This window comes from Haloarcula sp. H-hyl6, assembly GCF_056934455.1.
This window is the reverse complement of sequence record NZ_JBRIIK010000001.1, coordinates 2,070,762-2,094,255: the sequence shown is the minus strand read 5'-3', so window position 1 is coordinate 2,094,255 and position 23,494 is coordinate 2,070,762. Positions and strand designations below refer to the sequence as shown.

The following is a 23,494-nucleotide window of genomic DNA, read 5'->3' as shown; positions in this document are numbered from 1 at the left end:
CTCGCTATGCGTCCTTTCGGAGGCCGTATCTGTGGAACATCGCGACCGTATCACGCAGCATGTCTACGACTGTCTGTACCTGGAGACTCGTACCTCCCGTATAATCGAGTGAAATCGGTGCCTCGACGATGTGGTACCCTCGCTGCTGAGCGAGAATGAGTAACTCGACACTGAACGCGAGGCCCTGGACGCTCAGTTCTCCGAGACAGTCTTCTAACACTTCGCGTCTGAACAACTTCATCCCGGTCTGTGGGTCGCCCACGTCGAGCCCGAACAGCAACCAGATCAGCCATGCGTATCCTCGGCTCAGGACCGTCCGAAAGAGCGGATACTCGACGTTTGACTCCGGATGCATCTTGGAGCCAGCCACCACGTCGGCATCAGTTTGGGCACGAATTCGCAGAAAATCGTCCAGCCGGTGGGGGTCGAGTTCGAGATCTGCATCCAGAAACAGGATCGAATCGTATCTCGATTCGTTGAATCCAGTCACGACTGCGTGTGCTTTCCCTCTGTTCGTTCGGTGTCGTACGGCGTGAATCTCTTCGGTCTCTCTCGCAAGTTTCGAGACGACGTTGGCCGTGTCGTCGGAACTTCCGTCGTCGATGATGATGAGTTCGTGCGTGGGGAATCGGGAGTCGAGATAGCGATTCGTGACGGCTGCCATCTCTGTGATGATGTCTGCTTCGTTGTACGCGGGAAGCACGACCGAGATGGACTCTCGCTGGTGGAGATTCTCCTGCTCGGCTTCCTCGTTCTCAGTTCTCATCGTTACGGCTCGCTTTTACGTGAACTTCGCCGTCACGTCGCTGTAGCACCGTCGTCTCGAAACCGTGGCGTTCGATTTGCTCGATCAGTTCCGGAGCCGTGGACCCGTATTGCGTTATCGACGGTGAATCTGTGTGAATCTCCACGTAGATAGTTCGGAGGCCACCGGTCCGGAGAGTCTCTTTGAGGCCGTCGATGACCAACGGCTCGCTTCCCTCGACGTCGATTTTCATCACTGTCGGTTTAGGAACCTCTCCTCGGGCGACGACAGTATCAACCGTCGAAGTAGGGACTTCGATTGCGTCTGACTCAGACTCCGTCCGGATAGTGGTCGTTCCGGTAATGTCCCGTCCGAACGAGGGCTCGTCGAACAGGATCGTACCATTACGGTCGGAAAGCGCTATCTTCGATAGTTCGAGATCGAACCCGTTCAACTCTTCAGTGCGGTGTATCCGGTCGATGTTCGGCGGATACGGTTCGAAAGCGATGACGTTGCTGGAGTCGATTACTCCAGAGGCAAACGCAGAATAGAACCCGTAGTTCGCACCGACGTCGTAAAATACGTCGCCGGGTTCAAGTTCGCTCAGCAGGTCACGCAGTATCTCTCGTTCGGTCCGTATTGAGTAATCAAGGAGGAGCGCCTGTAGTGGCCGACGCGTGTCGAACCGTGCAGTCACATCACCAATAGTGACGGTACGGGTTCCACGGAGGACCCACAATGGCAACTTGAGAACCGTCCCGTTCCGGAACGTTTCGAAACCTCGACGAAATACTCGAACGAGACGCCCGGCCACAGTAGGAAGTGCTTTCCCGACGAACTGTTTAAGTGTTGCTGTCTTTTGTAGGCTGATATATGGAAACCGGTTCTCTGGTCGACCGCAACCACCTCTTAGCCTACACCGTCGCCGGAGTAATATTCTTAGGTTTGGTTATACTTTCTTCCAGTACGCTCCTTCGTTCCATCCACGTCTCAGCTACCCGACCCATCTTCGTTTCTGTCATCTTGCTGGTTTTCCTCGTACGGAGCTTCATCGGGTTCCCGATGAGCGCGCTCATAGTGTTCGTCGGGTACGAGTATCCCTTACCGCTCGGAATCGCGCTCGCGTTCACCGGTGCGATACTGTCCTGTGTCCCGCCCTATTTTTTCGCGCGGTATATCCGAACGCCGTACGGACTCCTCGGTGCCGTATCGCGGAAGGGGGCCGAGATTTTCTCTCAGACCGGGAGTTTACGGGGTATCGTCGCTGCCCGAGTGTCTATTTTACCGAGCGACGTTGTCTCGTACGGGGCCGGCCTCTCGGCCGTTCCTTTCCGTCGGTACTTACTGGGGACCGTCCTCGGATGGTTTCCAATCGTGATCCTACTGACGATAACCGGTAATTCAATGCAGTCCCTCTCGTTGCGAACGGCGTCGGTCCCGCCGGAGTTTGTGGCTGCAGGGATGTTGCTTGCAATCCTGATCGTCGGGCAATCGGTCGTCGCCAAACGGAAGCAATGAGCCGCAACGTTACTGGTCTGAACTTCGTCCGGACTCGTGTTTCTCCAACAAGGTCCGACTAATCACGGAACAGGTCCCGAGCCGTTGGCTCGAACAGTCGATTCTTTACGAGAGAGATGTCGGTGGCGGTTCTTCGGTCGACGAGGACGGTCGGCTATGAGTCCGTCACTGCATTGGCGACTCGGCCAGCGTTGTTCTTCAAGACGTACCGGAGATAGTCGCGCAGTCCCGGCGCGGTGTAAATCGCTCCCGTTTCGTCGAAGCCGAGCGGCGCGCCACCGGTTTCGATGTGTTCGATAGCCGCCGCGAGCATTCCCGTCGAGGACTCGAACAGTCGTTCCTGCACGCCCCGCCAAGTGGCGGCGTCGCCGATGTCGACGGCCTCGAACGCGACGACCTCGCCGTCGTCGAGTTCGGGGGCGAGTCGCTGGACGATGACACCGCCAGTCTCCCGGCCGTGGAGGAACTCCCAGAACCCGGGCGGACCGCCGCGATACGCTCTCGGGTCGCCGTGGTGGTAGCTGAGGACGCCGTGGTCCGGTGTGCTGAGGACGTCGCCCTTGAGGACGCCGAACCCGTTCCGGACGACGACGTCGGCCGCCGCGCTGATGTGTTCTACCACGTCGTCGGGCAGTTCGTTGCCGAACCCGTCGTGGGGCGCTGGCGAACAGCGAATCGTATCGGCCTCCGCCAGTCCGGGCACGGTGTCGTGCGGGACGGGTCGGCGAAACGCCGGTTTCCCCGCGACCTTCTCCCACAGCATCTGTCCGGCGACGATTCGTGCCCAGTCAGGCCGACGTACGCCCTTCCGAAGCACGTCTGCGAACGTGTCGCCGTCCTCGTCGTTGACGACGACCAGCGAGACCTCGGCATTCGTCTCTTCGACCATCTGCGTGAGCGCGTCGGCAAAGTACGTCTGGACGCGTTCGCCGTCGAGGAGCAGTGCCACCCGCATCTTAGTTCGCCACGTCGTACATTGTCTTCACGACCACGTCGCCCGACCGCTGTGCCGCCCCCACGCGGTCGAGGAAGTCGAGGACCAGCGTCCGCTGGGTCTCGTTCCCGAGGTCGTAGAGGTGCGACCACAGGTGGACGTGCTGGTCGGTCTGTGACACGGCGTCGAGGACGGCGTCGAGATAGCGTTCGTGTAGCCGTGCCCGAACCCGCTCGGGAATCGCTTGAAACACAGAGTGCGGCGGTCGCTGGCCGCTGTCGAGGAACGGCGCCGTCAGCGACGGGCCACTCGACGTGTAGACGTAGCGCATCCCGTCCTCGGTGCTCGGGACCGCCACCCACGGGTCGCGGAACAGGTACCAGTAGAGTTTCCGGGGTTTGGGCCACTCGAGGTCGAACTCGTCGTCGGGCACGCGCAACACGTCGATGCCGTTCTCCAGCAACACGTCTATCGGCGGGTCACGGTGCCACGGGGTGACGATGGACCGCGGCCGTTCGAGGCCGGCGGCCTCGTGGAGTTCGGCGCTCCGTTCGAGTTCCCAGTCGACCACGTCGGGGTCCACCTCGTCACACGGGATGTGTGAGAACGTGTGCGTACATATCTCGTGGTCGGTCTCCGCGGTCGCGATCCGGTCGACGAGGTCAGGTGCATAAAACAGCGGGTCCGTCTCGACGTCGGTACCAGGGTCGAGTTCGAACCACCCGTCTTCGTGCGGACCGTCGTGCGTGCCCGCACACTCGTCGAGCAACAGGTGCCCGACGACGTCGAACGTCATCGGGACCCCGTTTCTGTCGCAGGCGTCGAGGAGCGCCTCCAACGCTCGGGTTTCGACCGCCCGGTCAGGCCCGCTGAGGTTCTCGAACCGGTCGCCCGGTTCGTTCAGCACCTGACCCCACCCGAGTTCGACTTCGAGACTCACGGAGAGGGTGCCCATATTTCGGCCAGTCCACTCGCCGGCATAACTATGTCGATGACTAAGACTATCGCAACTCGGTTCAAGAATATATTTACCGAGGTACGGTACAGTGTAGAATACACCGACTACTTCGAGAATGAACTTATCGAAATCAGGGACGAAGGTTCTGCTGGCGAACGTTGCGGGATCCGCACTCTCCTTTGTCGGTATCGCGTACTTCGCCAACGTCCTCGGAACTGGTCAACTGGGGACGTATTTCCTCTTTCAGGGCGCACTCGCCGTGCTAGCAATTCCTGCAGATTTCGGCCTTTCGAAGGCTATGGAGAAGTTCGTTAGCGAAGGTCGAAATCCGAACACTACGCTCTCGACGACATTAGTGGTGAAAATCACTATCGTTCTAGGCCTCTCTATTATCGCCCTACTTTTCAGAGGTGAAATAAATTCGTACCTTGGAGCACCTGTCACGGTATTCTTCGTGCTCGCTCTCACTCTCCGGGAGTTGAGCACGACGTACATCCGACTACTGAACGGCGAACTCCGCGTCGGAGACACGGCTATTGTCCGGTTTGCTCAAAAGATAGTCTGGTTCGGAACTAGCTTCGTGTTTGTACGATTGGGATATGGAGGCGAAGGATTAATTTGGGGTCTTCTCTGTGGGTTCGGAATATCGACGCTAATTGGCATTTGGAAGTCGTCTACCAGTCTTGGAATACCCGAATACGGGATTGCTAGAGAATTGGCATCTTCGGGGAAATATCGGTTCACGACAACCCTAAGCGGGGGATTGTATAACTGGACCGACGTCTTGGTTATCGGCTTGTTCATGTCGCCATCTGCAGTCAGCGTTTACGAGATTGGGTGGCGGGTAGCCGCGGTAGTTGGGCTGGTCACGACAACGATTGGATCAACGATCCATCCACAAATTAGTCACTGGAACGAAACCGGTGAGAAAGCGACGATAGAAGAGCTCTTTCCGAAAGCGTTGTTACCGGGACTGCTACTTACAGTTCCTGCGTTCTTCGGTACCATTGCTATTTCACAGAGTATCCTTCGACAGTTTTTCGGGGCGGAGTACATAGCTGCCAGTTCGATACTCGTCTTGTTCATGTTTGAACGTATCCTCCGGTCTATCCACGCGATTGTCGGGCAGTTCCTACATGGTATTGGTTCGTCAAACCATGCGGCACGTGCTTCTATAGCAAGTATGTCTCTTAACGTAGTTTTGAACGTGATATTAGTGTTCGAATTTGGGTTACTTGGCGCGGCAGTAGCGACTATCGTTGCATCAGTTGCCAATATGATACTTCACTTTGTCCCATTGGCTAGGAAAATTTCTATTGAACTGCCAATGAAAGAGTTCCTGTGGAGCGCGGTTAGCTCTGTCTGGATGTTCATAGTTCTCAGCATGGTTAAACCCTCGATAAATATATCTTCAATACCCGTACTCGTCGGCTATATCGTTGGAGGTGCGACCATTTATTTATTCTCTCTCCTGCTTTATCGACCGATCCGGATACAGACATTTGAGTACGGGAGAAAAGTACTCTGATAGCGTCGGAACTGTGGTTCACTCAACGTAGCCGAGATTCGCAATTCTCTCACGCACTTCGTCCGGCACTTCGGTATGAGATTCACCAGTATTGGTTGGCTCGTATAAGTTGGACAGATGTGTTTCGACGGCTTCTCGAAGTCGTTCTCGCTCCTCGGGGTCAAATGCGTTTGGACTGCCGATGTCTCCAGATGGCTCCATGAGGTCGTAGAATTCTTCTGTGCCCGTCTGTCGGTTTAAGATGTATTTGCGTTTCAGCGACCGGCACGCGACGATTGCATTCTCTCTGTCCAGTTTTCCACCTTCACTACCATTCCCCTTCTCGTGACAGACCTCGGCAAAGACGTATTCGTATCGTTGTTCCGGTCTTTCTACTGCTTTTTGTAGAGGTGTCCCTCTGTACGTTTCGGGACAGTCTATGTCAAAATTCTGTAATATCGTCGGGGCGATATCGAGTAGCGAAACAAGCTCGTCGATGCGGGCGCCTTCGTCTGTTGCGGGGTCATAGATTATTAGCGGAACATGAAGAAGTTCGTCATAGAGTTTCGGTGTGTGCGAGATACCACCGTGTTCCATGAACTCTTCTCCGTGGTCTCCGGTTATGATAATGAGACTATCTTCGGCTATGCTCTGTTGTTCTAACTCTCTAACGAACCGTTTGATTTGTTCGTCGACGAACCGTATCTCCGCGTCGTAGGCCTTCTTGAAGAGTTCAAGTGTCTCGTCGTTTACTTCTTCGTCCCATTTAGCGGCTTTCCACTGTTCACGGACTGCCTGCCAGTTCGGGGTATTTCCACTGAACCGTTCGAAGTGCCGATCCGGTGGTCGGTGAGGTGCATGAGGATCCATATAGTGAATCCACATGAACCGGCCAGTGTCACGCGTGTCTCTCATCCATTCTATTGCGGTGTCGGTGGTCGTATCCGCGGGCGTGTATGGGACTTCCATTTTCCCCGTGCCTTTGTACGCCCTGTAGGCCTTCTTGAGAACGGTAAACAGGAGTGAGTCGCGTTCCAATTTCGATCGGACAGTCTTCACGACAGCGGGTTCGTTCCCATCTACCGATAAGAACGGCTCAAAGAAGTCGAAGCCACGGTCGTAGTCGTGGTAGGAAGAAAGATATCCGTTCGAATGAATTCCTGCTGTAGATATCTTTTGGGTTTTCAATACCTCTGCGAGGTGTTCTCGATCTTTACCAAAGCCCTTGTAACCTCCAAAGTCAAACGGGTACGTTGAGCCAAAAATAGACGGAAACGAAATTGACGTACCGGGACCAGTTGCGAACGCGTTCTGGAATGTCCATCCTTTCTCAGCTATCGAATCCAGATAAGGCGTCGTCTCTCGGTGGTATCCATATAGCGAAAGATGATCAGCGCGGAGACAGTCAACAGTTAAGAGAAAGACATTCTTTTTCTGCCACATAGCAAGTCCAATTCACTTGTTTCAGATAAGGATAACGCCATTGCGCAGGACCCCACGAACGACAACAGTTATTGTTGGACCTACTGGAAAGTAATCTGTGACTCATCTCGGGAGTGTCTCAGTCGTCCTTCCGGCTTTCAATGGCGAGGAGTATGTCGCAGACGCCATCGAAAGCGTCCTAAATCAACGATGTTCTGCATCAGTTGAACTAATCGTAATCGATGACGGGAGCTCCGATCGAACGCCAGAACTCGTGGAATCGTACGACGGCGTTTCGAACTTCACACAGAATGAAGAGAATCTTGGCATCGCTGCCAGCACCAATCGTGCTGTCGAACTCGCCTCAAACGACCTCATCGCATTCCTCGACCAAGACGACACGTGGGCTGAGAACAAGCTCTCTCGACACCTCGAAGAACACCGTCGGACAGATGCAACAGTCGTCTATTCGGATTTCGAGCGAGTCGACGCCGACGGCGGCCTAATTCAACGACACTCGTTGCCCGATGCTGAGACATCCGGACCGGAACTCGTTCGTCAACTACTGTTCGGACGCAACTTCATCGTTGGCTTAAGCAATACGACGGTTAAGCGTGCCGCGTGGGACGCAGTCGGAGGATTCGATACCCAAATCAAGGGAGCGGCTGACTTCGACTTCTGGCTCCGTCTCGCTGACGAACACACGTTCAGCCATATCGATGCACCACTCGTCTCGAAGCGAGATCACGAGGAGAACTACTCGGGGAACTATCGGATGCTCTACGGTGACAATATCTACATTCTGGAGAAGATGGCGGAACGATACCCGTTTCTCAACAAGAGCGATATCGAGACAGTCCGTAGTAGTATTCTGTTCAACCGAGGGCGAAGCGCCTTCGTCAGCGGGCGGAGTGGTGAAGCGATTCGGTACTGCTCGAAGGCGCTACGAAAGAAGCCCTCGACTCGCAGACTCCAATTTCTCTGTCTCGCACTGGCTGACTACGCCACCGAGCCAGTCAATATAGGGACAAAGATTCACCGTCGATTCCGGACAGGAACCACCTAATCGAACTGCACTAACCACTCGCAGACGAGGGATTGGACGTATTCCCGTTCGGGTCGTCCGATCAACTAGTGACAGTTGATGACGAATGCGTTCTCCATGCTGTAGTCGGCGTTCGGGGCTCGTCAAGCGGACACAGATACGCGATGTTCTTGAATCCGGAATGGTGAAGAAGGTTGCCGGTCCAACATAGCTCGGGTCTGAAGTTGTTGTTCTTAGGTGCTTGAAGCTCTCCTCTCGGTTAGAGACGTATCCTCTGTCAGGATGGGAGGGGAGGCGAGGTCCGAGGTGGTAATCTCCTCGCATTTTCCGGGAGCATCAAGTATACGTCGTACTGGCAAAGTAATGCTAAGCGCGTCTCGAAGTTTTCCCGGCGCTGTTCGGCGAACTCTAGGAGTTTCTTCAGTTGCTCCAGTTCGAAAGCGGCTCTCGCTTCAAGCGGGCCGATGTTGTAGCCGACTTCTTCACCACGAGCGTCGGTAACGTTCGAACGTTATTAAAGCCCGAACACACGACCTCGACCGGTTCGTGCAGGTCTCCACCGACGAGGTGTACGGCGAAATCGAGAGCGGGGAGTTCACGGAGACGAGTCGGTTGGAACCGCGTAATCCCTACGCCGCGACCAAGGCCGGTGCCGACCTCTTGGCTCGGAGCTACTACGTCACTCACGACGTGCCGGTGCTCGTCACCCGGTCGTCGAACAACTTCGGTCCCCGGCAGCACCGCGAGAAGTTGATTCCGAAGTTCGTCACTAACGCCGCCGCGGGCGAATCCCTGCCACTGTACGGAGACGGGTCGAACGTCCAGGAGTGGACGTACGTCGAGGACAACTGTCGGGGCATCGCGCTCCTTCTCGAGGAGGGGGCTCCCGGCGAAATATACAACATCGGGAGTGGTGACGAGCGGACCAATCTGGAGGTCACGGAATCCATCCTCGACGCCGTCGGTGCGTCGTCGGACCTCGTCGAGTACGTCGAGGATAGGCCGGGACACGACCAGCGATACGCGCTCGACACTTCGAAAATCGAGGCGCTCGGGTGGGAACCGCGGTGGTCCTTCGAGACGGGACTCGAGGAGACGGTGGCGTACTACCTCGACGACGAAAGCGTGGACAGCAGGTCCGACGCGTAAGCCACGCAGAGTGTCCTGTCTCTTCGGGTCGAACCTACTGGAGCGCCATCTGACGCTCTCGGCCAGTACAGTACTCCTCGTGCCACGCGACGTAGTTCAGCGCCTTCCACAGCGTGATGCTGTTGTTCGCCTGCCCGCGCCGGTGGGCGGTCCACAGCGAGAACAGCGTTTCGTCGTCGAGATAGGGGGCCCGTGCGACGGCGTCCTCGGTCAGGACGCCTTCGATGGCCTCGTGGCCCTCGCGGAACCAGTCGTCGATGGGGACCGACAGGCCGTGTTTCTCCCGCTGATATATGCGTTCGGGTAGGAGGTCGCTGACCGCCCGCTTGAGAATCGGCTTGTACTCGTCGTCGCCCACCTTGTACTCGGAGGGGATGTTGTAGGCGAACCGGACGAACTGGTGGTCGAGGAAGGGGACGCGGGCCTCCAGCGAACTGGCCATCGTCGCGTGGTCGACCTTGTACAGGAGGTCGTCTGGAAGCCAGTACGTGACGTCGAACGTCGATATCTTCTTCACGAGGTCGTTCTCTGGCGGCACGTCGAACGTCGAGTCGACGCACGCCTGTGCCCCTGCGGAGTCCGCATCGTAGTCGGTTTCGAGGTACGCCTCCGGGTCCCGGTCGAAGTCGCGAGCCCAGTAGAGAAAGCCCTCCGGGTCCGATGTGAGGCTCCCGAGATACGCGAAGTGCTTCTGCTTTGCCGGGACGTGCGGAGCGAGACGCGTCGCGGCTCGATGGACCGGCGCCGGCAGTCGACCCAGCAACCGCTGGTGTCTGGGGTAGGTCCGATAGTGCTGGTAGCCGGCGAATATCTCGTCCGCCCCGGTCCCCGAGAGGACTGTCTTCACGTAGTCGCTGGCGTGGTCGGCGAGCACCATCGTCGGCAGAATCGCCGGGTCGGCCATCGGTTCGCCGTAGTGTCGGACCATCCGCGGGAACACGTCCATCGAGTCGAGGTCCACGGTCACCTCGTGGTGGTCGGTGCCGTAGTGGTCGGAGACGAACCGGGCTTCGTCGCTCTCGTCGTGTTCGGCCGACTCGAAGCCGATGGAGAACGTCTGTAAGTCGTCGACGCGGTCGGCCATCAGCCCTACTATCGCCGAGGAGTCCACGCCGCCGGAGAGGAACGCCCCGACCGGCACGTCGGCCATCAGTCGTCGCTCGACCGACCGCTCCAAGTGGTCACGGACGCGGTCGGCTATCGACGACGGCGACCCCGTAACCGGGTCGGGCGAGAGACTCCAGTAGTCGTACTCGGTGATTCCCTCGGCGGTCACGGAGAGAGCCGTCCCCGGCGGCACTTTGCGGATATCCTCGAAGAGCGTCTGCGGCCATGGCGTGTACTTGAACGTGAAGTAGTTGTAGACCGCCCGCTCGTCGACAGTGGTATCGACGCCGGCGTTAAGGAGCGACGCGATTTCGCTCCCCCAGACGAAGCCGCGGTCGGTGTTGGCGTAGTACAGCGGCTTGATTCCGAGTCGGTCGCGCGCGATAAACAGTTCCTGTTCCCCCTCGTCCCACAGCGAGAAGCCGAACATCCCGTCGAGGTGGTCGACCATCGACCGTCCGTACTCTTCCCAGAGGTGGACGAGGACTTCCGTGTCGCAGTCGGTCTCGAATCGATGGCCTTCGGACTCGAGCGACGAGCGGAGCGTCGGGTAGTTGTATATCTCACCGTTGAACACGACGGTCACGTCGCCGGACTCGTTGGTGATGGGTTGGTCACCGCCCACCAAGTCGACGATGGCCAACCGGCGAGCACCCATCATGACGCCGTCCGATTCCCGGACGAACTCGCCTTGGTCGTCCGGCCCGCGGTGCCGTATCGACCCCAACATGCGGTCCAGCGTCGTCTCGTCCGTCCAACCGAACACCCCGGCGATGCCACACATGTGATTCGTTCCGTACCTCGTGGTCTAGTTGTTTGATTTCGTCGGTTCGGTCGTTCGCTCGGTGCTGACGTCGAACAGGCCCAAGAGGTTCGCGAGGACGAGGTAGACGGCGAACGCCGCGAGGAGCCCCTCGAACATGTCGACCCACGCGATTTGCGTGTACCAGAACGCCCGAAACGACCCGGAGACGACGACGGCACCGATACCGGCGACGAAGTGGTTGCTTCGAGACTCGGCGAGGGTCGCCCTCGCGAGTGCCGCCAAGGCCGCGAGAACGATTCCGGCAAGGACGACGCCCACTTGTCCGAAGTCCGCGAAGTACGGGTTCAGAACGTAGCTCCCGCCCTGATACAGGTCGTACTGAGATCCGAGGAAGTCCGCGAACAGTGGCGGATAGTCGACACCGAAAAGCGCGAAGAACCCTGAGGGTATACCTTGAGCGGGGTACCTGAGGAAGGTCACACCAGCCCTGTGTGGAAACTCGTTGGTGAAGAGGTACACCGTCGCTTGGAACGTGCCGTAGATGTTGTGTGCCCCTCCCGGATAGGACGCGTAGAGGCCCTGATTGAACTCCGGAAGACCGACCTCTCCACCGCCGCGGTAGCTATCCGAGAAGATGAGCAAAACGCCAGCCACTCCGGCGACTGTCGCGCCGGCGAGTCGCCAGCCGCTCTGCACCACGTCGCGGATGTCGATTCTGTTACGAACGATGTCGACGCCGAGGACGGCGAGAACGCCCATGCTCTCGTTTCGCCGCGAGTGCAACAGCAGCCAGAGGACGCCGACGGCTGTCACGGCGAGGAACAGTTGACACCGGAGCGAGTCGAACCGGTACCGCCGCACCATCAGGAACAGCACTATCCAAGAGCCGACGAACAGGGCGCCGGCGAAGTTCGCCCACGAGTAGTAGTTGTTCAGTACTGTCTCGTAGTCAACGGTCAGAATCGTGGGCCCGGGCGATGTCAGGTAGGCGCTGACGAGGAAGACCCCGCTGATGACGGCGAAAACGCGGGGATAGTAGTACACGCGATAGCCGCTGTCGCCCTCCGTAGAGCGCGTGTCACTGGAACCGGCCGTGAACAGTTCGAGTGCGACGACCATGACCGCCAGTGCGAGGGCGCTGAAGAAGACGGCCTTGTCGACGACCGCCGGCGTCTGGAACTGGTGGCCGCGAAACGCGTAGTAAGGCACGCGGTAGACGTACTCGGAGACGAACGGGACGATAGCCGGATAGACGGTGAGTGCGCCGAAGAGCGACGGGACGCTGATGACGCCGTATCGCAACATCAAGTAGAGTTGGAGGACGAGGAGCAACACCGTCGCGGACTCGAACCGGGGATACCGCCCGTCGAGTCCCGCAGCGACCCGCAACGTCAGGACTGCGACCAGGATGGTCCCGGCCACGAGAGGGCCGAGCTGACCGAAGCGAAGCAATCTATCGTCGCTCTCTGACGCCATCGAAGGTATAATCTCTCTTTACCATCAGGCACAAAAACTATTTGCTTTGTTGGATGTTACCAGAACTGGCAAAAATCAACAATAAAAAACCAATTCTGATATACGATAAACGGTGACAGTGGTAAGCTTGTCGGCAGTCATCTCGGTAAGTAGTGGCTCGGTGGCGGTCTCAAGGGCGTCTGCGTCGACAACTTTAGCTGCGGTTGATAAGAAGATGCTACCTACCTCGCCTTCCGTCGATTCGTCGGAGCAGACCGTGGCCGACTCGAAGCGGCGCCAGCGAGAGGCCGAGGTGCGTGTACGACTGTGAGTCCAATGGGGCCTGAGCGAGACCACGAACGGCGGCCCGTATCGCGTCGAACCGCTGCGAGTGCTCAATGTTTGCTTTAACAACTCGGCGGTTAATCGCCGCCCGGTCCCGTCTGTCGAGGTGCGGGGCGACGGCGTCAATACCGTGTTCGATCGCGACACGTTTCAACCGTTCTTTCTCGGTCCCTCGCGTACTAGCGAGGACGGCGTAGGTCGCGTATATCTTCCGTTTTGAGACGGTCAGTGACTCTGAGTTCCGTCGGAACTGATAGAGTGAGTCAGATATTGCACGGAGCTCGTAGCCCTTGTCGACGAGCCGGTGCCACAGTTCGTAGTCCTGACAGTACCTGAAGAACTCGTCGTAGCCGCCGACCGAGACGAGGTCCTCGCGCGAGGTCATAACCGACCCGTGGACGATGGGATTCCCGCCGTCGAGTGCTGTCCCAGGGTCTGTTGGCGGTGCAAATGAATACGTTACTTGGCCTTCGTTATCGATGACTTCGACGCCCGTCGCGACCAGCGTGACGTCGGGATGGTCGGTCAGGTATTGGTATTGGGTCTCCAATCGCGACGGAAGCGACCTGTCGTCGGCGTCCTGTCTGGCGACGAATCGGCCCGCCGCGGCGTCCAGTCCCGTATTGAGTGCGGCCGGGAGTCCCTGGTTCGTGTCGTGTTGCACGAGTCGGACCCGGTCGTCGTCGGTCTCCCGGACGACGTCGGCGGACCCGTCGGTCGACCCGTCGTCGACGACGATCACTTCGTAGTCCTCGAACGTCTGGTCCAGGACGCTCGCGAGGGCGTCGCCGACGGTGTCGGCGTCGTTGTAGACCGGGAGGACGACCGAGACGGCGGGGCTGGACATCGCTTGTCGTCACACTCCGGTAGTGGGTGGCTAAAATGTTCCTTTCTCGACTGTCGACGGCCGGGGCCAGCGTCGTTCCGCCGTCCAGAGATTCGGAACGTCTTTATCGGCGCTTTGACAACGCCGACACATCCGATGCGTGTTCTGAGTAGCGTCATCGACCCGCGGATGGGGGGACCACAGCGCCGTTCGCTGGACGTCGCGACGGCACTCGAACGCCGTGACATCGAGACGGCGTTCCTGATTCCGGAGGGCGACGACGCGTTCGACGAGGCGGCGACGGCCGCCGGGTTCGACACGTACCGCCTCCCCCTTCCGCGGCTTCGACCGCCGACGAACGTAAGGGGTAACGCACGGTTTCTCGGCACGTTCCCGCGGACGACGCGGCGAATCGGACGACTCTTGCGGACGGAGGAGGTCGACGTCGTCCACGCGAACATGTCGATTAACTTTCAGACGGCGCTGGCGACGGCGCGGTCGGAGGTCCCACTCGCGTGGCACTTCAACGACACGCTGACGCCGACGCCGGTTCGACAGGTGGCGGCGAAGACGGGCGTACGGTGGGCCGACGAACTCGTCGTCGCAGCGGACGCGGTCCACGACTTCTACTTCGACTCGCCGGTCGATTCGAGGACCATCTACGCGCCGGTCGACCTCTCGACGTTCGACCCCACAGAAATCGACCACGACACGGCGGCGCTCCGCGAGGAACTCGGGATTCGCCCGGACGTCCCGGTCGTCGGGGCCGTCGGGAACCTCAATCCGATAAAGGGCCACGAGTACCTGCTGGAGGCGGTGGCCGACGTCGTCGCGGACGGACAGGAGGTCGCCGTTCCGGTCGTCGGCGCGAGACTCGACTCGCGAGAGGGGTACTACCAGCGACTCGTCGAGATGCGTTCCTCGCTGGGCCTCGACGACCACGTCTCCTTCGTCGGGTTCCGAGACGACATCCCGCAACTGCTCTCGCTGTTCGACGTCTTCGTCCTCCCGTCGGTAGCGGAAGCCTGTCCGATAGTGGTCCTCGAAGCGATGGCGATGGAGTGTCCCGTCGTGGCGACCCGCGTCGGCGGCGTCCCGGAGCAACTGCCCGGTCCCGAGTACGGGTGGGTCGTGCCGCCCGAAGACTCGACGTCGCTCGCCAGTGCGCTCCGAGAGGCGCTCACGTCTCCGGACGAGCGCCGACGAAGGGCCAAACGGGCGAGAGACCGCGTCGAGTCGGAGTTCTCACTGGAGGTCTGTGTCGACCGGCACGAGTCGCTCTACCGCTCGCTAAGTGGTGCTTACTGAAGGAGAAGCGATTTATGAGCCGTCTGGCTATCGGCGTGTAGTGACACAGTTCGCCATCGTCCTCGGGACACGCCCCGAGATAGTGAAGCTGTCACCGGTTATCCGAGTCTGTGAGCGGCGCGACCTCTCCTACACGCTCGTCCACACCGGACAGCATTACTCGGACGAACTGGATGCGGTGTTCTTCGAGCGACTGGAACTGCCGGAACCCGACTACAACCTCGGTATCGGGTCCGGCGCGCACGGCGAGCAGACCGGCGAGATGCTGGCGGAGATAGAGCGCGTACTCCTCGACGAGTCGCCGGACATCGTCCTCGTGCAGGGAGATACGAACTCGGTGTTGGCCGGCGCAATCGCGACAAGCAAACTCGACGCCGACATCGGGCACGTCGAGGCGGGACTCCGGAGTTTCGACCGGGAGATGCCGGAGGAGATAAACCGCGTGGTCGCCGACCACGTCGCCGACTACCTGTTCGCGCCGACCGAGGAGAGCGAAGGGCACCTCCTCGACGAGGGAGTCCCCAGAGAACGAATTCACGTCGTCGGGAATACGATCGCGGACGCGGTGGAGGCGAACAGGGCGCTCGCCGCCGAGAAGAGTTCGGCGCTCTCCGACCACGACCTGACCGCTGGCGAGTTCGTTCTGATGACGGCACACCGGGCCGAGAACGTCGACAACCCGGACCGCCTCGCCGAAATCTTCGACGGGGTCGAGGCGGTGGCCCGGGAGTTCGACTACCCGGTGGTCTATCCAATCCATCCCCGGACGATGGAGCGAGTCGAGGAGTTCGACGTCGTCGTCCCCGATTGCATTCGGCTGGTCGACCCGCTGGACTTCCTCGATTTCCTCCGACTGGAAGACGAGGCCGCACTCGTCGTCACCGACTCGGGCGGGGTACAAGAGGAGACGTGCATCCTCCAGACGCCGTGCGTGACGGTCAGAGACTCGACCGAACGGCCAGAGACGGTGGCGGTCGGTGCCAACACCGTCGTCGGAACCGACCCGACGGACATCCTCGACGGAGCCAGACGGATGCTTGGCGCAGACACAGCGTGGGAGAACCCGTTCGGGGACGGTGCCGCCGCCGAGCGAATCGTCGACACTGTTCTCGATTCCGACGCGACTTAGCCGCCCGGGGAGCGCTTCGCAGAGCGGGGGAAGTATGTAGCCTCGCCGTCTGCGGTGGACTGTAGGGAGACAATGTGTGGAATATTCGGGTTGCTCGGGTCGATGGAGGACGCCGCCGTCACCGGGGGCGGTGGGGCGGGGGAGAGCGAGGTGCTGCAACACCGGGGCCCGGACGACTACGATTCGTTTCACGACTCCTACGGGGACACCGACGTCTATCTCGACCACAACCGCCTGAGCATCATCGGTCTCGGACCGCAGGGGTGTCAGCCGTTCCGCTCCGACGACGGGTCGGTCGTCCTCGTCTACAACGGCGAGATATACAACTACGAGTCGCTGAAAGCGACGTTGTCGGCCGACCACGGCTGTACGTTCGAGACGACGACAGACACCGAGGCGCTACTGAAGGCCTACCAAGCGTGGGGCATCGAGCGGACACTGGACGAGGTGGTCGGGATGTTCGCCTTCGGCGTCGTGGACTTGGAGGCGGGCGTCGCCCACGTCGTTCGGGACCACCTCGGGGTGAAACCACTGTACTACACCGGGGGCGGTTCCCTGACGTTCGCCTCCGAGGTGAAGGCCTTGCTGGAGAAGGGGGGTATCGAGGCGCGTCTCGACCACGACGTCCTCGGCGAGTACCTCGCGAACTTCTGGGTCTACGAACCCGACACCCTGTTCGAGGGCGTCGACAAGTTGGAGGCCGGCTACTACCTGACGTACGACCTCGCGACGGACGACGTGGCGAAGACCCAGTACTGGGACATCGTCGAAGACGGCGGGGACCCGGACCTGTCCGACCTCGACGAGGACCTAGCGACCGTCGTGCAGGACCAACTCGTGAGTGACGTCCCCTTGGGGATGTATCTGAGCGGTGGGGTCGACTCGTCCATCGTCGCGTGCCACGCGACGGCCGAGCAATCGCTGACCGCACTGAACCTGCGGAACGACACGGAGTCGAGAGACGGCGAGTACCGGAACGTGGAGCGGTTGGACTCTCGACTCGACCTCGACGTCGAGTCCATCGACCCGGACGCCTCGATGCTCGACGTCTACCGCAACATGGTGTACCACATGGATGAACCGGTCGCCGACCCGGCCATCATCCCGGCGAACCTCCTCGCCAGAGAGGCGCGTGCCCGCGACACGAAGGTGATGCTGAGCGGGATGGGCGGCGACGAGATATTCGCCGGCTACAACCGGATGCGGGTCGTGGCGAACGCCGACCGACTGCGCTACGCCGCACCGCTTGTCTCGCTCGCGGACCGGGTTCTGCCCGGCGACGACTCACGCCTCCGGCGGAACCTCGGCCGCGTTGCCAACTTCCTCTCGGACGTCGCCCCGTCTAACTACTTCTCGCTCGCGTACTACTTCTCGCGCGAGGAGATTACCGCGCTGACCGGCGACGAGGGGTGGCACGACCGATACACGCACAAGATTCGGGGTCTGCTCGACGGCAAGGAGTTCGTCGACGAGGCACAGCGGTACCAGTACCTCGACATCAGAGGGTATCTGTCGAGTCACAACCTCCTCTACATGGACAAGGCGAGCATGGCCGAGTCGGTGGAGGTCCGCGTCCCGCTTCTGGACCACCGATTCGCAGGGAAGTACTTCAACCTCCCCACGAGCAAGAAGACGGCAGACGGGCTGAAGACGCCCCTCGTCGAGCACCTCGGACAGACGCTCGGGGACGAGTTCGTGGGCCACGACAAGCAGGGGTTCTCGTTCCCAATCGAGGAGTACATCGAAGACGACCTCCGCCCCGAACTCGAGGCGATGCTCGACGACGACCGGTTCGCCGACGTCGTCGACGTCGAGGTGGCTCGTGACCTCTTGGACGACCACCTCGCCGGCCGCGCGGACAACGCGATGAAGATATGGGCGCTGTACACCCTGTGGCTGTGGCTCGACGCGTTCGACGTCTCCGTCGAGTAGCGCTACTGCGAGTCGGCGTCGGCCGCCGGGTCGACCGACACCGGACCGCCGGTCCGGAGCGACTCCTCCATCGCGAACGTCGCTCTGCTCGTCGCGACGAGTTCCGTCATCGGAATCGGCGACGGGTCGCCCTGCTGGATGGCCTCGGCGAACGCGGTGAACTCCCCCTCGAAGCCCTTGTCCTGTCGGAGACCTAGCCTACCGTGCTTGAAGTTGTCCACGGTCACGACCTGCCCGTCGCCGAACAGTTCGACGCGCTCTTTCGCCACGGAGTCGTCTCCGAGCGAGGTGTAGGTCACCGTCGCACTCGATCCGTCGTCGAACTGGACGAGCGCCTGCACGTTGTCGTCCGGATGGCTCCCGTCGGTCGTGTCCGGACTTGAGGCGTACACCTCGGTGGGGGTCGCTCCGGTCACGTACTGGAGGAAATCGACGAAGTGGCACACCTCGCCGACGATTCGGCCGCCGCCGTCCTCGGGGTCGTACACCCAGTGGTCGGTCGGCAGGCGGTCGACGTTGACGCGGTACTGCCCGACGACTGGCGTCGAGCGGTCGGCGAACCGCTCGCGGGCCTCCGCGGCGCTCGCCGAGAACCGCCGGTTGTACCCCACCATCAGCCGTGCGTCCGAGCGGGCCTCGGCGTCGACGAGGGCCGTCAGTTCGTCCTCGTCGAGCGCGGGAGGTTTCTCGACGTGGACGTCGACGCCGCCTTCGAGGGCGGCGAGGGCGACCTCGGCGTGCAACCTGTGTCGGGTCGCGACGACCAGCAAATCGATGTCCTCGTCGGCGAGCAGTTCCTCGTAGTCGGTGGTCGCGTACTCGGCGCCGTACTTCTCGGCGGCCGCCCGTGCGCTCTCACCGCTGGCCGTCGCCACCGCCTGCAACTGGAGCGACGAGACGTCGTCGATGGTCGGTAGCAGTACCGAGGTGGCGAACGTCCCGCTCCCGACGAGGCCGACGCCGAGAGCGCCGTCCACGCGTCGCTTCTCGCCGCTCTCGACGGCGATTCGTTGTTCGGTTCGTCCCTCGTCGTCCGGGTACTCGATTAGGATACCGACGTGCGGTTCCTCCCCTTCGAGGATGAGGTCGTAGGCGTCCCGTGCCTCTCCGACGCCGTACGTGTGTGTCACCATGTCCGACACCTGCAACCGGTCGTCTGCGAGGAGTCGGAGGAACTCGGACATGTTCCGCCGCTCGGTCCACCGCACGAACCCAATGGGGTAGTCGAGCCCCTCCTCCTCGTAGCTCCGGTCGTATCGTCCGGGGCCGTACGACCGCGAGACGCGGAAGTCCAACTCTTTCTCGTAGTACGGCCGTCGCGGGAGGTCCATCCCGACGTCGCCGACGGCCGTGACGGTACCTCTGTCCCGACAGATGTCGCCGGCCATCTCGACCGGTTGGTCCGAGTCGGTGGCCGCAGTAATCAACACCCCGTCGACGCCGCGGCCGTCGGTGGCCGCGTCGACGGCCTGTTCGACGTCGTCCTCGCCGATGACGATACCTTCGTCGATGCTCTCGACGGCGTCGACTTTCCCCGGATCGATGTCGAGGCCGACGACCCGATAGCCGTACGCTTTCAGAATCTTCGTCGTCAGTTGCCCCACGAGTCCCAACCCGATGACAGCGATTCGCTCGCCCGGCGTCGCGTCCAGCCGTCGGACGCCCTGCATCGCGATGGCCCCCAGCGTCACGAACGCGGCATCGCGAGTCTCGACGGGGTCGGGCACGGGAACGCAGAGGTTCTCCGGGACGTAGTTCACCTCCGCGTGACTCGCGTACCCGGCCCCGCCGCAGGCGACGACGTCGCCGACTTCGACGTCTGTCACGTTCGCGCCGACGTCGACGACGGTCCCGGCGCAACTGTACCCGAGCGGCTGTGGTTCGTCGAGGCGGGACCGGACCGAGCGGTACGTCGAGGTCACTCCGTCGTGCTTGACCTTCTGGAGGACCTGCTTCGCGAGGTCGGGGCGTTCGAGGGCCTTCCCGACCAGACTCTTTCTCCCCAGGTCGAGCATCGCCCGCTCCGTCCCGGCACTGACCAGCGAGTGTCGCGTCGCGACCAGCACGCCGTCGGGTTCGAGCGTCGGTGCTGGAACTTCGGCGAGTTCGACCTCCCCGGTGCCGAAGTCCTGCTGGAGCTGTTTCATACGCATTCGACCCCATCGGCTCAGTTATGGCTTTTGTATCTGGTCGACTCGCCGTCAGACGGATTGCCACGGAAGCCGGTGCTCGACGCCGTCAGCGACGACGACTGCCGGCCGGCCGTCCTCCGTCTCGACGCTGACATCTCCCTCACCGTCGTAAAAGAGGCATCCGGCACTGGTCGTCCCGTTTCCGAGGTCGAGGGACAGACAGTCCCGTTCAAGCGCCGTCCCGAACTCGGGGTAGTACTCGGTGCACTCGGTGTCTTGGTCCGCCCCCAGCGGCGCGACGTGACACGTTCGGTCGGCGTCAAGAGCGACGCCGACACCATCGACGGTGCCCCCGTCGAAGTGGACCGGTGACTGTTCGGGGATGAGTTCGCACGACGGGTGGAAGTGATAGCGGGCCTGCACCGGGGCGTCTGCATCGGACTGTACCTCGTCCCAAAGGAGCCACCAGTCTCCAGCGTGGAACACGCGCCGACAGTGCCGATAGCGCGGCCCGTGGACGCTGTCGTAGGCGGTCGCGAGCGTCGTCACCGGACCCGACCCGAACGTCGTTGTCGGTTCGGGGACGTCGCCCATGAGGAACGCGTCGGCAATCGGAACCGGTTGTGCTTCGCCCACCCGCACCGTGTTGTGCCCGTCGATACCGCGGGCGAACTCCCGCCGTTCGCCGGCGGCGTAGGCGTACGTCCCCGTGTCCGTCAGAATTCGGTGGCCGTCCAGCCACAGTGCCACGTGACCGGGGTGGACGTGTGCGTGCGCCGGGAGCGACGGGACGCCGCTCGGACCACCGACGGCCAGCATCTGACTCTCTCCGGACCCCAGCCAGTAGTACCCGGTCACCGACAGCTGTTCGGGGGGTGTCCCCTTCGACACGCCGACTCGCTCGGCGTACCGCAGGCACGACTGGAGGGAGAGCGCCTCGTGGAAGACGCTGTCGTTGAGCAGCGGAATCCGCCCGTCCGGCGGACAGAGGGCTCGCAGGAACGCGACGGCGTCACGACAGACGTCCTCGACGGCGTCGGGGACCGGACGACCGGTCGTCTGCAACAGGTTCCGCGCGGTCAGGAAGCGAGTCGTGACGATGACGTGGTACATCGGCGACCGCTCGAAGTGGCCGCCGTCTGTCAGGAACTGCTCTTCGGCCGCGCGTTCGAACACTGATACGCCCCGTTCCAGAAACTGGTCCGTGCGGGTGAGCACGCCGGCCACGACGAGGGCGACGGCGTTCTCGACGAGGTGGTTACCGCCGATGTCGGTCTCGACGTGATCCGAGAGGAACAGCGCGTTCCGGTACACCTCGTGGCCGAGGGCCCGCCGCAGGTCTGCTGTCACGTCGTCGGCCCCCCACGCGAGGTAGCGCGCCCAGTTGAGTATCCGAAGCGAGACGGAGTGAGGGAGCCAGTCCCGGCGTAGGAACCCGGGCTGGGAGGCGATTTCGGCGTCTTCGCGCCACGTCCGGAACCAGCGCTCGTACCCCGCCCGAACTCCGTCGGGGGCCTCGGACCCGGAGTCGTATCCGTACAGGCCCCACTCGAAGTGGACGAAGCCCTGCAATTTGAGCCACCACAGCAGGGGTTCCGATTCGAGCGGGGCCGTATCCCACCCAATCGGATCGAACCGGTACGTCTCGTTCAGGAGCGTCACGGTCCCGTTCCCGGCGTCGACCGCTCGCTCACGATACGCCGCTCTCGTCGCCCGGTCGAGACTCCCTCGGAGCAGGTCGAGATTCGTCGCTATCGGCTCGACGTGGAGATCGATACGTTCCGGCACCTTCCGAGCGTAGTATCGGTCGACGTCGAACGGAAGGCGGGGTAAGAGTGCGTTCTCGGCCTTCCGCCGGATAATGCCGGCGAGTTGCTCCGGCCGCCTGTTCAGGGCGGTTTCGACGTACGTCCGTCGCTGGTGACCACGTCGTGCCATCAGATTCGGCGGACGTCGAAGCCGGCCGTTCGCCACGCCTCGCGGTCGAGCATCGCCCTCGTGTCGACGAGGACGCGCTGGGACATCTGCTCGCCGATAGCCTCGGGGTCGAGCGTCTCGAACTCCGGATGGTCGGTCACGAGGACGACGGCGTCGGCGTCGGTCACGGCGTCGTCGAGCGAGACGAGCTGGACGGGCGCCGACTCGACGCGCGGGTCGTGGACCGACACCTCGACGTCGTCCCGCGCGACGAGTTTGTCCACGAGCAGGAGCCCCGGACTGTGGCGCGTGTCGTCCACGCCGCCCTTGTATGCGACACCGAGGACGGCGACTCGCTGGCCCTGGATGGTCCCCAGTTCGCGGGTGAGCAGTTCGACGACGAACTCGGCCATGCTGTCGTTGAGGGACCGAGCCGTCTCGATTAGCGCCGTCCGGTCGTTGTTGTGGCCGAGGAACAGCGGGTCGATTGGCAGGCAGTGGCCGCCGACGCCCGGCCCAGGGGACAGAATGTCGACGCGCGGGTGTTCGTTGGCGATTCGGATGGCCTCCCGCGACTCTAGGCCGAACTCATGTGCGAGTTTAGCGACTTCGTTCGCGAACGCGATGTTCGTGTCCCGGTAGGCGTTCTGGATGAGTTTGACGAACTCGGCGGTGGTGGCGTCCGTCGTCTGTATCGCTCCCTCTACGAAGGCGTCGTACAGCGCCACCGGCTCGGCCGCCGAGCCCTCGCCGAGCGTGCCGACGACGCGGTCGTTCTCACGGAGTTCCGTCATAATCTGTCCGGGGAGGACGGTTTCGGGACTGTACGCGAGCGTGAAGTCGATACCGGCGGTCAATCCGCTCTCCTCCAGCGCGGGTCGCAGGACCTTCGCCGTCGTTCCCGGCGGCACCGTCGATTCGAGTATCACGACGTCGCCGGCACGCAGGACCGCCGAAATCGTGTCGGCGGCCGCCTCGACGTACCGCAGGTCTGTCTGCTGGTCCTCCTCCCGAAACGGCGTAGGGACACAGATGACGTGGAAATCGGCTGGCTCGACCGAATCGGTGATGGAGAAGTGGCCGCTGTCGAGTCCTGTCGTCAGATAGCGCTGCAACTCCGGTTCGTCGTACGGGACGACGCCCGAGGAGAGCGTCTCCCGAACTGCGGGGTCGGTGTCGAACCCAACTGTCTCGTAGCCGCTATCGGCGAACATCAGCGCGGTCGGGAGACCGACGTAACCCAGCCCGTGGACGCAGACTGTCGGTTCGCTCATCGCTCCGCTCCCTCACGACGGCCCC

Annotated in this window: 17 protein-coding genes and 1 pseudogene; 7 read left to right on the top strand and 11 right to left on the bottom strand. The window is 61.3% G+C overall.

What is annotated here, in order from left to right; genetic code table 11:
* Nucleotides 1-4 precede the first annotated feature (4 nt).
* Both Hhyl6_RS10840 and Hhyl6_RS10835 read right to left on the bottom strand, forming a co-directional pair.
* Nucleotides 5-766, bottom strand: a complete 762-nt coding sequence (locus Hhyl6_RS10840) for a glycosyltransferase (RefSeq protein ID WP_483739202.1) — start codon at nt 764-766, stop codon at nt 5-7.
* On the bottom strand, nt 756-1,442 hold the full coding sequence (locus Hhyl6_RS10835; protein ID WP_483739201.1) for an FkbM family methyltransferase: 687 nt from the start codon (nt 1,440-1,442) through the stop codon (nt 756-758). The genes Hhyl6_RS10840 and Hhyl6_RS10835 overlap by 11 nt, the downstream gene beginning before the upstream one ends.
* Before the next feature lie 176 nt (nt 1,443-1,618).
* On the opposite strand from Hhyl6_RS10835, the gene Hhyl6_RS10830 reads away from it, so the two are divergent.
* The gene (locus Hhyl6_RS10830; protein ID WP_483739200.1) at nt 1,619-2,263 is read left to right on the top strand and encodes a TVP38/TMEM64 family protein; all 645 of its coding nucleotides are present in this window, start codon (nt 1,619-1,621) and stop codon (nt 2,261-2,263) included.
* A gap of 154 nt (nt 2,264-2,417) precedes the next feature.
* Here the strand turns inward: Hhyl6_RS10830 and Hhyl6_RS10825 are convergent, their stop codons facing one another.
* Both Hhyl6_RS10825 and Hhyl6_RS10820 read right to left on the bottom strand, forming a co-directional pair.
* Nucleotides 2,418-3,218, bottom strand: a complete 801-nt coding sequence (locus Hhyl6_RS10825) for a formyltransferase family protein (RefSeq protein ID WP_483739199.1) — start codon at nt 3,216-3,218, stop codon at nt 2,418-2,420.
* Between the two features lies 1 nt (nt 3,219).
* On the bottom strand, nt 3,220-4,152 hold the full coding sequence (locus tag Hhyl6_RS10820; protein ID WP_483739198.1) for a polysaccharide deacetylase family protein: 933 nt from the start codon (nt 4,150-4,152) through the stop codon (nt 3,220-3,222).
* 118 nt (nt 4,153-4,270) lie between these two features.
* Here Hhyl6_RS10820 and Hhyl6_RS10815 point away from each other — a divergent pair, with 118 nt between their 5' ends.
* Complete coding sequence (locus Hhyl6_RS10815) at nt 4,271-5,683, top strand: oligosaccharide flippase family protein (RefSeq protein WP_483739197.1); 1,413 nt, start codon at nt 4,271-4,273, stop codon at nt 5,681-5,683.
* Between the two features lie 18 nt (nt 5,684-5,701).
* On the opposite strand, the gene Hhyl6_RS10810 is transcribed toward Hhyl6_RS10815, so the two are convergent.
* On the bottom strand, nt 5,702-7,105 hold the full coding sequence (locus Hhyl6_RS10810; protein WP_483739196.1) for a sulfatase: 1,404 nt from the start codon (nt 7,103-7,105) through the stop codon (nt 5,702-5,704).
* A gap of 97 nt (nt 7,106-7,202) precedes the next feature.
* Between Hhyl6_RS10810 and Hhyl6_RS10805 the strand changes: the two genes are divergently transcribed.
* Both Hhyl6_RS10805 and Hhyl6_RS10800 read left to right on the top strand, forming a co-directional pair.
* Nucleotides 7,203-8,150 (top strand): glycosyltransferase, encoded by a 948-nt coding sequence (locus Hhyl6_RS10805; protein WP_483739195.1) that lies wholly within the window; start codon nt 7,203-7,205, stop codon nt 8,148-8,150.
* 510 nt (nt 8,151-8,660) lie between these two features.
* Nucleotides 8,661-9,278 (top strand): annotated as a pseudogene (locus Hhyl6_RS10800) (dTDP-glucose 4,6-dehydratase); the annotation flags it as partial.
* Nucleotides 9,279-9,312: 34 nt separating this feature from the next.
* Here the strand turns inward: Hhyl6_RS10800 and asnB (Hhyl6_RS10795) are convergent.
* The 3 genes from asnB (Hhyl6_RS10795) to Hhyl6_RS10785 form a co-directional block, all read right to left on the bottom strand.
* The gene (gene asnB / locus Hhyl6_RS10795) at nt 9,313-11,169 is read right to left on the bottom strand and encodes an asparagine synthase (glutamine-hydrolyzing) (RefSeq protein ID WP_483739194.1); all 1,857 of its coding nucleotides are present in this window, start codon (nt 11,167-11,169) and stop codon (nt 9,313-9,315) included.
* A 24-nt stretch (nt 11,170-11,193) separates the two neighbouring features.
* Nucleotides 11,194-12,627, bottom strand: a complete 1,434-nt coding sequence (locus tag Hhyl6_RS10790; RefSeq protein WP_483739193.1) for a hypothetical protein — start codon at nt 12,625-12,627, stop codon at nt 11,194-11,196.
* Nucleotides 12,628-12,844: 217 nt separating this feature from the next.
* On the bottom strand, nt 12,845-13,798 hold the full coding sequence (locus Hhyl6_RS10785; protein WP_483739192.1) for a glycosyltransferase family 2 protein: 954 nt from the start codon (nt 13,796-13,798) through the stop codon (nt 12,845-12,847).
* 135 nt (nt 13,799-13,933) lie between these two features.
* Between Hhyl6_RS10785 and Hhyl6_RS10780 the strand changes: the two genes are divergently transcribed.
* The 3 genes from Hhyl6_RS10780 (at nt 13,934) to asnB (Hhyl6_RS10770) (ending at nt 18,146) form a co-directional block, all read left to right on the top strand.
* On the top strand, nt 13,934-15,085 hold the full coding sequence (locus Hhyl6_RS10780) for a glycosyltransferase family 4 protein (RefSeq protein WP_483739191.1): 1,152 nt from the start codon (nt 13,934-13,936) through the stop codon (nt 15,083-15,085).
* A gap of 40 nt (nt 15,086-15,125) precedes the next feature.
* Nucleotides 15,126-16,214, top strand: a complete 1,089-nt coding sequence (wecB, locus tag Hhyl6_RS10775; protein WP_483739190.1) for a non-hydrolyzing UDP-N-acetylglucosamine 2-epimerase — start codon at nt 15,126-15,128, stop codon at nt 16,212-16,214.
* A gap of 72 nt (nt 16,215-16,286) precedes the next feature.
* A complete protein-coding gene (asnB, locus tag Hhyl6_RS10770) occupies nt 16,287-18,146 on the top strand; it encodes an asparagine synthase (glutamine-hydrolyzing) (RefSeq protein ID WP_483739189.1) in 1,860 nt (619 codons plus the stop codon).
* Between the two features lie 2 nt (nt 18,147-18,148).
* On the opposite strand, the gene Hhyl6_RS10765 is transcribed toward asnB (Hhyl6_RS10770), so the two are convergent.
* Genes Hhyl6_RS10765 through Hhyl6_RS10755 form a run of 3 tightly spaced genes read right to left on the bottom strand, consistent with a single transcriptional unit; the run spans nt 18,149 to nt 23,469 of the window.
* The gene (locus Hhyl6_RS10765) at nt 18,149-20,293 is read right to left on the bottom strand and encodes a bi-domain-containing oxidoreductase (RefSeq protein ID WP_483739188.1); all 2,145 of its coding nucleotides are present in this window, start codon (nt 20,291-20,293) and stop codon (nt 18,149-18,151) included.
* Nucleotides 20,294-20,347: 54 nt separating this feature from the next.
* Nucleotides 20,348-22,216 carry a heparinase II/III domain-containing protein gene (locus Hhyl6_RS10760; protein WP_483739187.1) on the bottom strand — a complete coding sequence of 623 codons (1,869 nt, stop codon included), beginning with the start codon at nt 22,214-22,216 and terminating at the stop codon, nt 20,348-20,350.
* Nucleotides 22,216-23,469, bottom strand: coding sequence for a nucleotide sugar dehydrogenase (locus Hhyl6_RS10755; protein ID WP_483739186.1), 1,254 nt, complete (start codon nt 23,467-23,469; stop codon nt 22,216-22,218). The genes Hhyl6_RS10760 and Hhyl6_RS10755 overlap by 1 nt, the downstream gene beginning before the upstream one ends.
* Nucleotides 23,470-23,494 lie beyond the last annotated feature (25 nt).

Coding starts and splice junctions, on each gene's coding strand:
- Hhyl6_RS10825 (WP_483739199.1), bottom strand. CDS start 3,218: ATGCGGGTGGCACTGCTCCTCGACGGCGAACGCGTCCAGACGTACTTT.
- asnB (WP_483739194.1), bottom strand. CDS start 11,169: ATGTGTGGCATCGCCGGGGTGTTCGGTTGGACGGACGAGACGACGCTG.
- Hhyl6_RS10785 (WP_483739192.1), bottom strand. CDS start 13,798: ATGTCCAGCCCCGCCGTCTCGGTCGTCCTCCCGGTCTACAACGACGCC.
- Hhyl6_RS10815 (WP_483739197.1), top strand. CDS start 4,271: ATGAACTTATCGAAATCAGGGACGAAGGTTCTGCTGGCGAACGTTGCG.
- Hhyl6_RS10755 (WP_483739186.1), bottom strand. CDS start 23,469: ATGAGCGAACCGACAGTCTGCGTCCACGGGCTGGGTTACGTCGGTCTC.
- Hhyl6_RS10820 (WP_483739198.1), bottom strand. CDS start 4,152: ATGGGCACCCTCTCCGTGAGTCTCGAAGTCGAACTCGGGTGGGGTCAG.
- Hhyl6_RS10790 (WP_483739193.1), bottom strand. CDS start 12,627: ATGGCGTCAGAGAGCGACGATAGATTGCTTCGCTTCGGTCAGCTCGGC.
- Hhyl6_RS10760 (WP_483739187.1), bottom strand. CDS start 22,216: ATGGCACGACGTGGTCACCAGCGACGGACGTACGTCGAAACCGCCCTG.
- Hhyl6_RS10765 (WP_483739188.1), bottom strand. CDS start 20,293: ATGAAACAGCTCCAGCAGGACTTCGGCACCGGGGAGGTCGAACTCGCC.
- asnB (WP_483739189.1), top strand. CDS start 16,287: ATGTGTGGAATATTCGGGTTGCTCGGGTCGATGGAGGACGCCGCCGTC.
- Hhyl6_RS10780 (WP_483739191.1), top strand. CDS start 13,934: ATGCGTGTTCTGAGTAGCGTCATCGACCCGCGGATGGGGGGACCACAG.
- Hhyl6_RS10810 (WP_483739196.1), bottom strand. CDS start 7,105: ATGTGGCAGAAAAAGAATGTCTTTCTCTTAACTGTTGACTGTCTCCGC.
- Hhyl6_RS10830 (WP_483739200.1), top strand. CDS start 1,619: ATGGAAACCGGTTCTCTGGTCGACCGCAACCACCTCTTAGCCTACACC.
- Hhyl6_RS10840 (WP_483739202.1), bottom strand. CDS start 766: ATGAGAACTGAGAACGAGGAAGCCGAGCAGGAGAATCTCCACCAGCGA.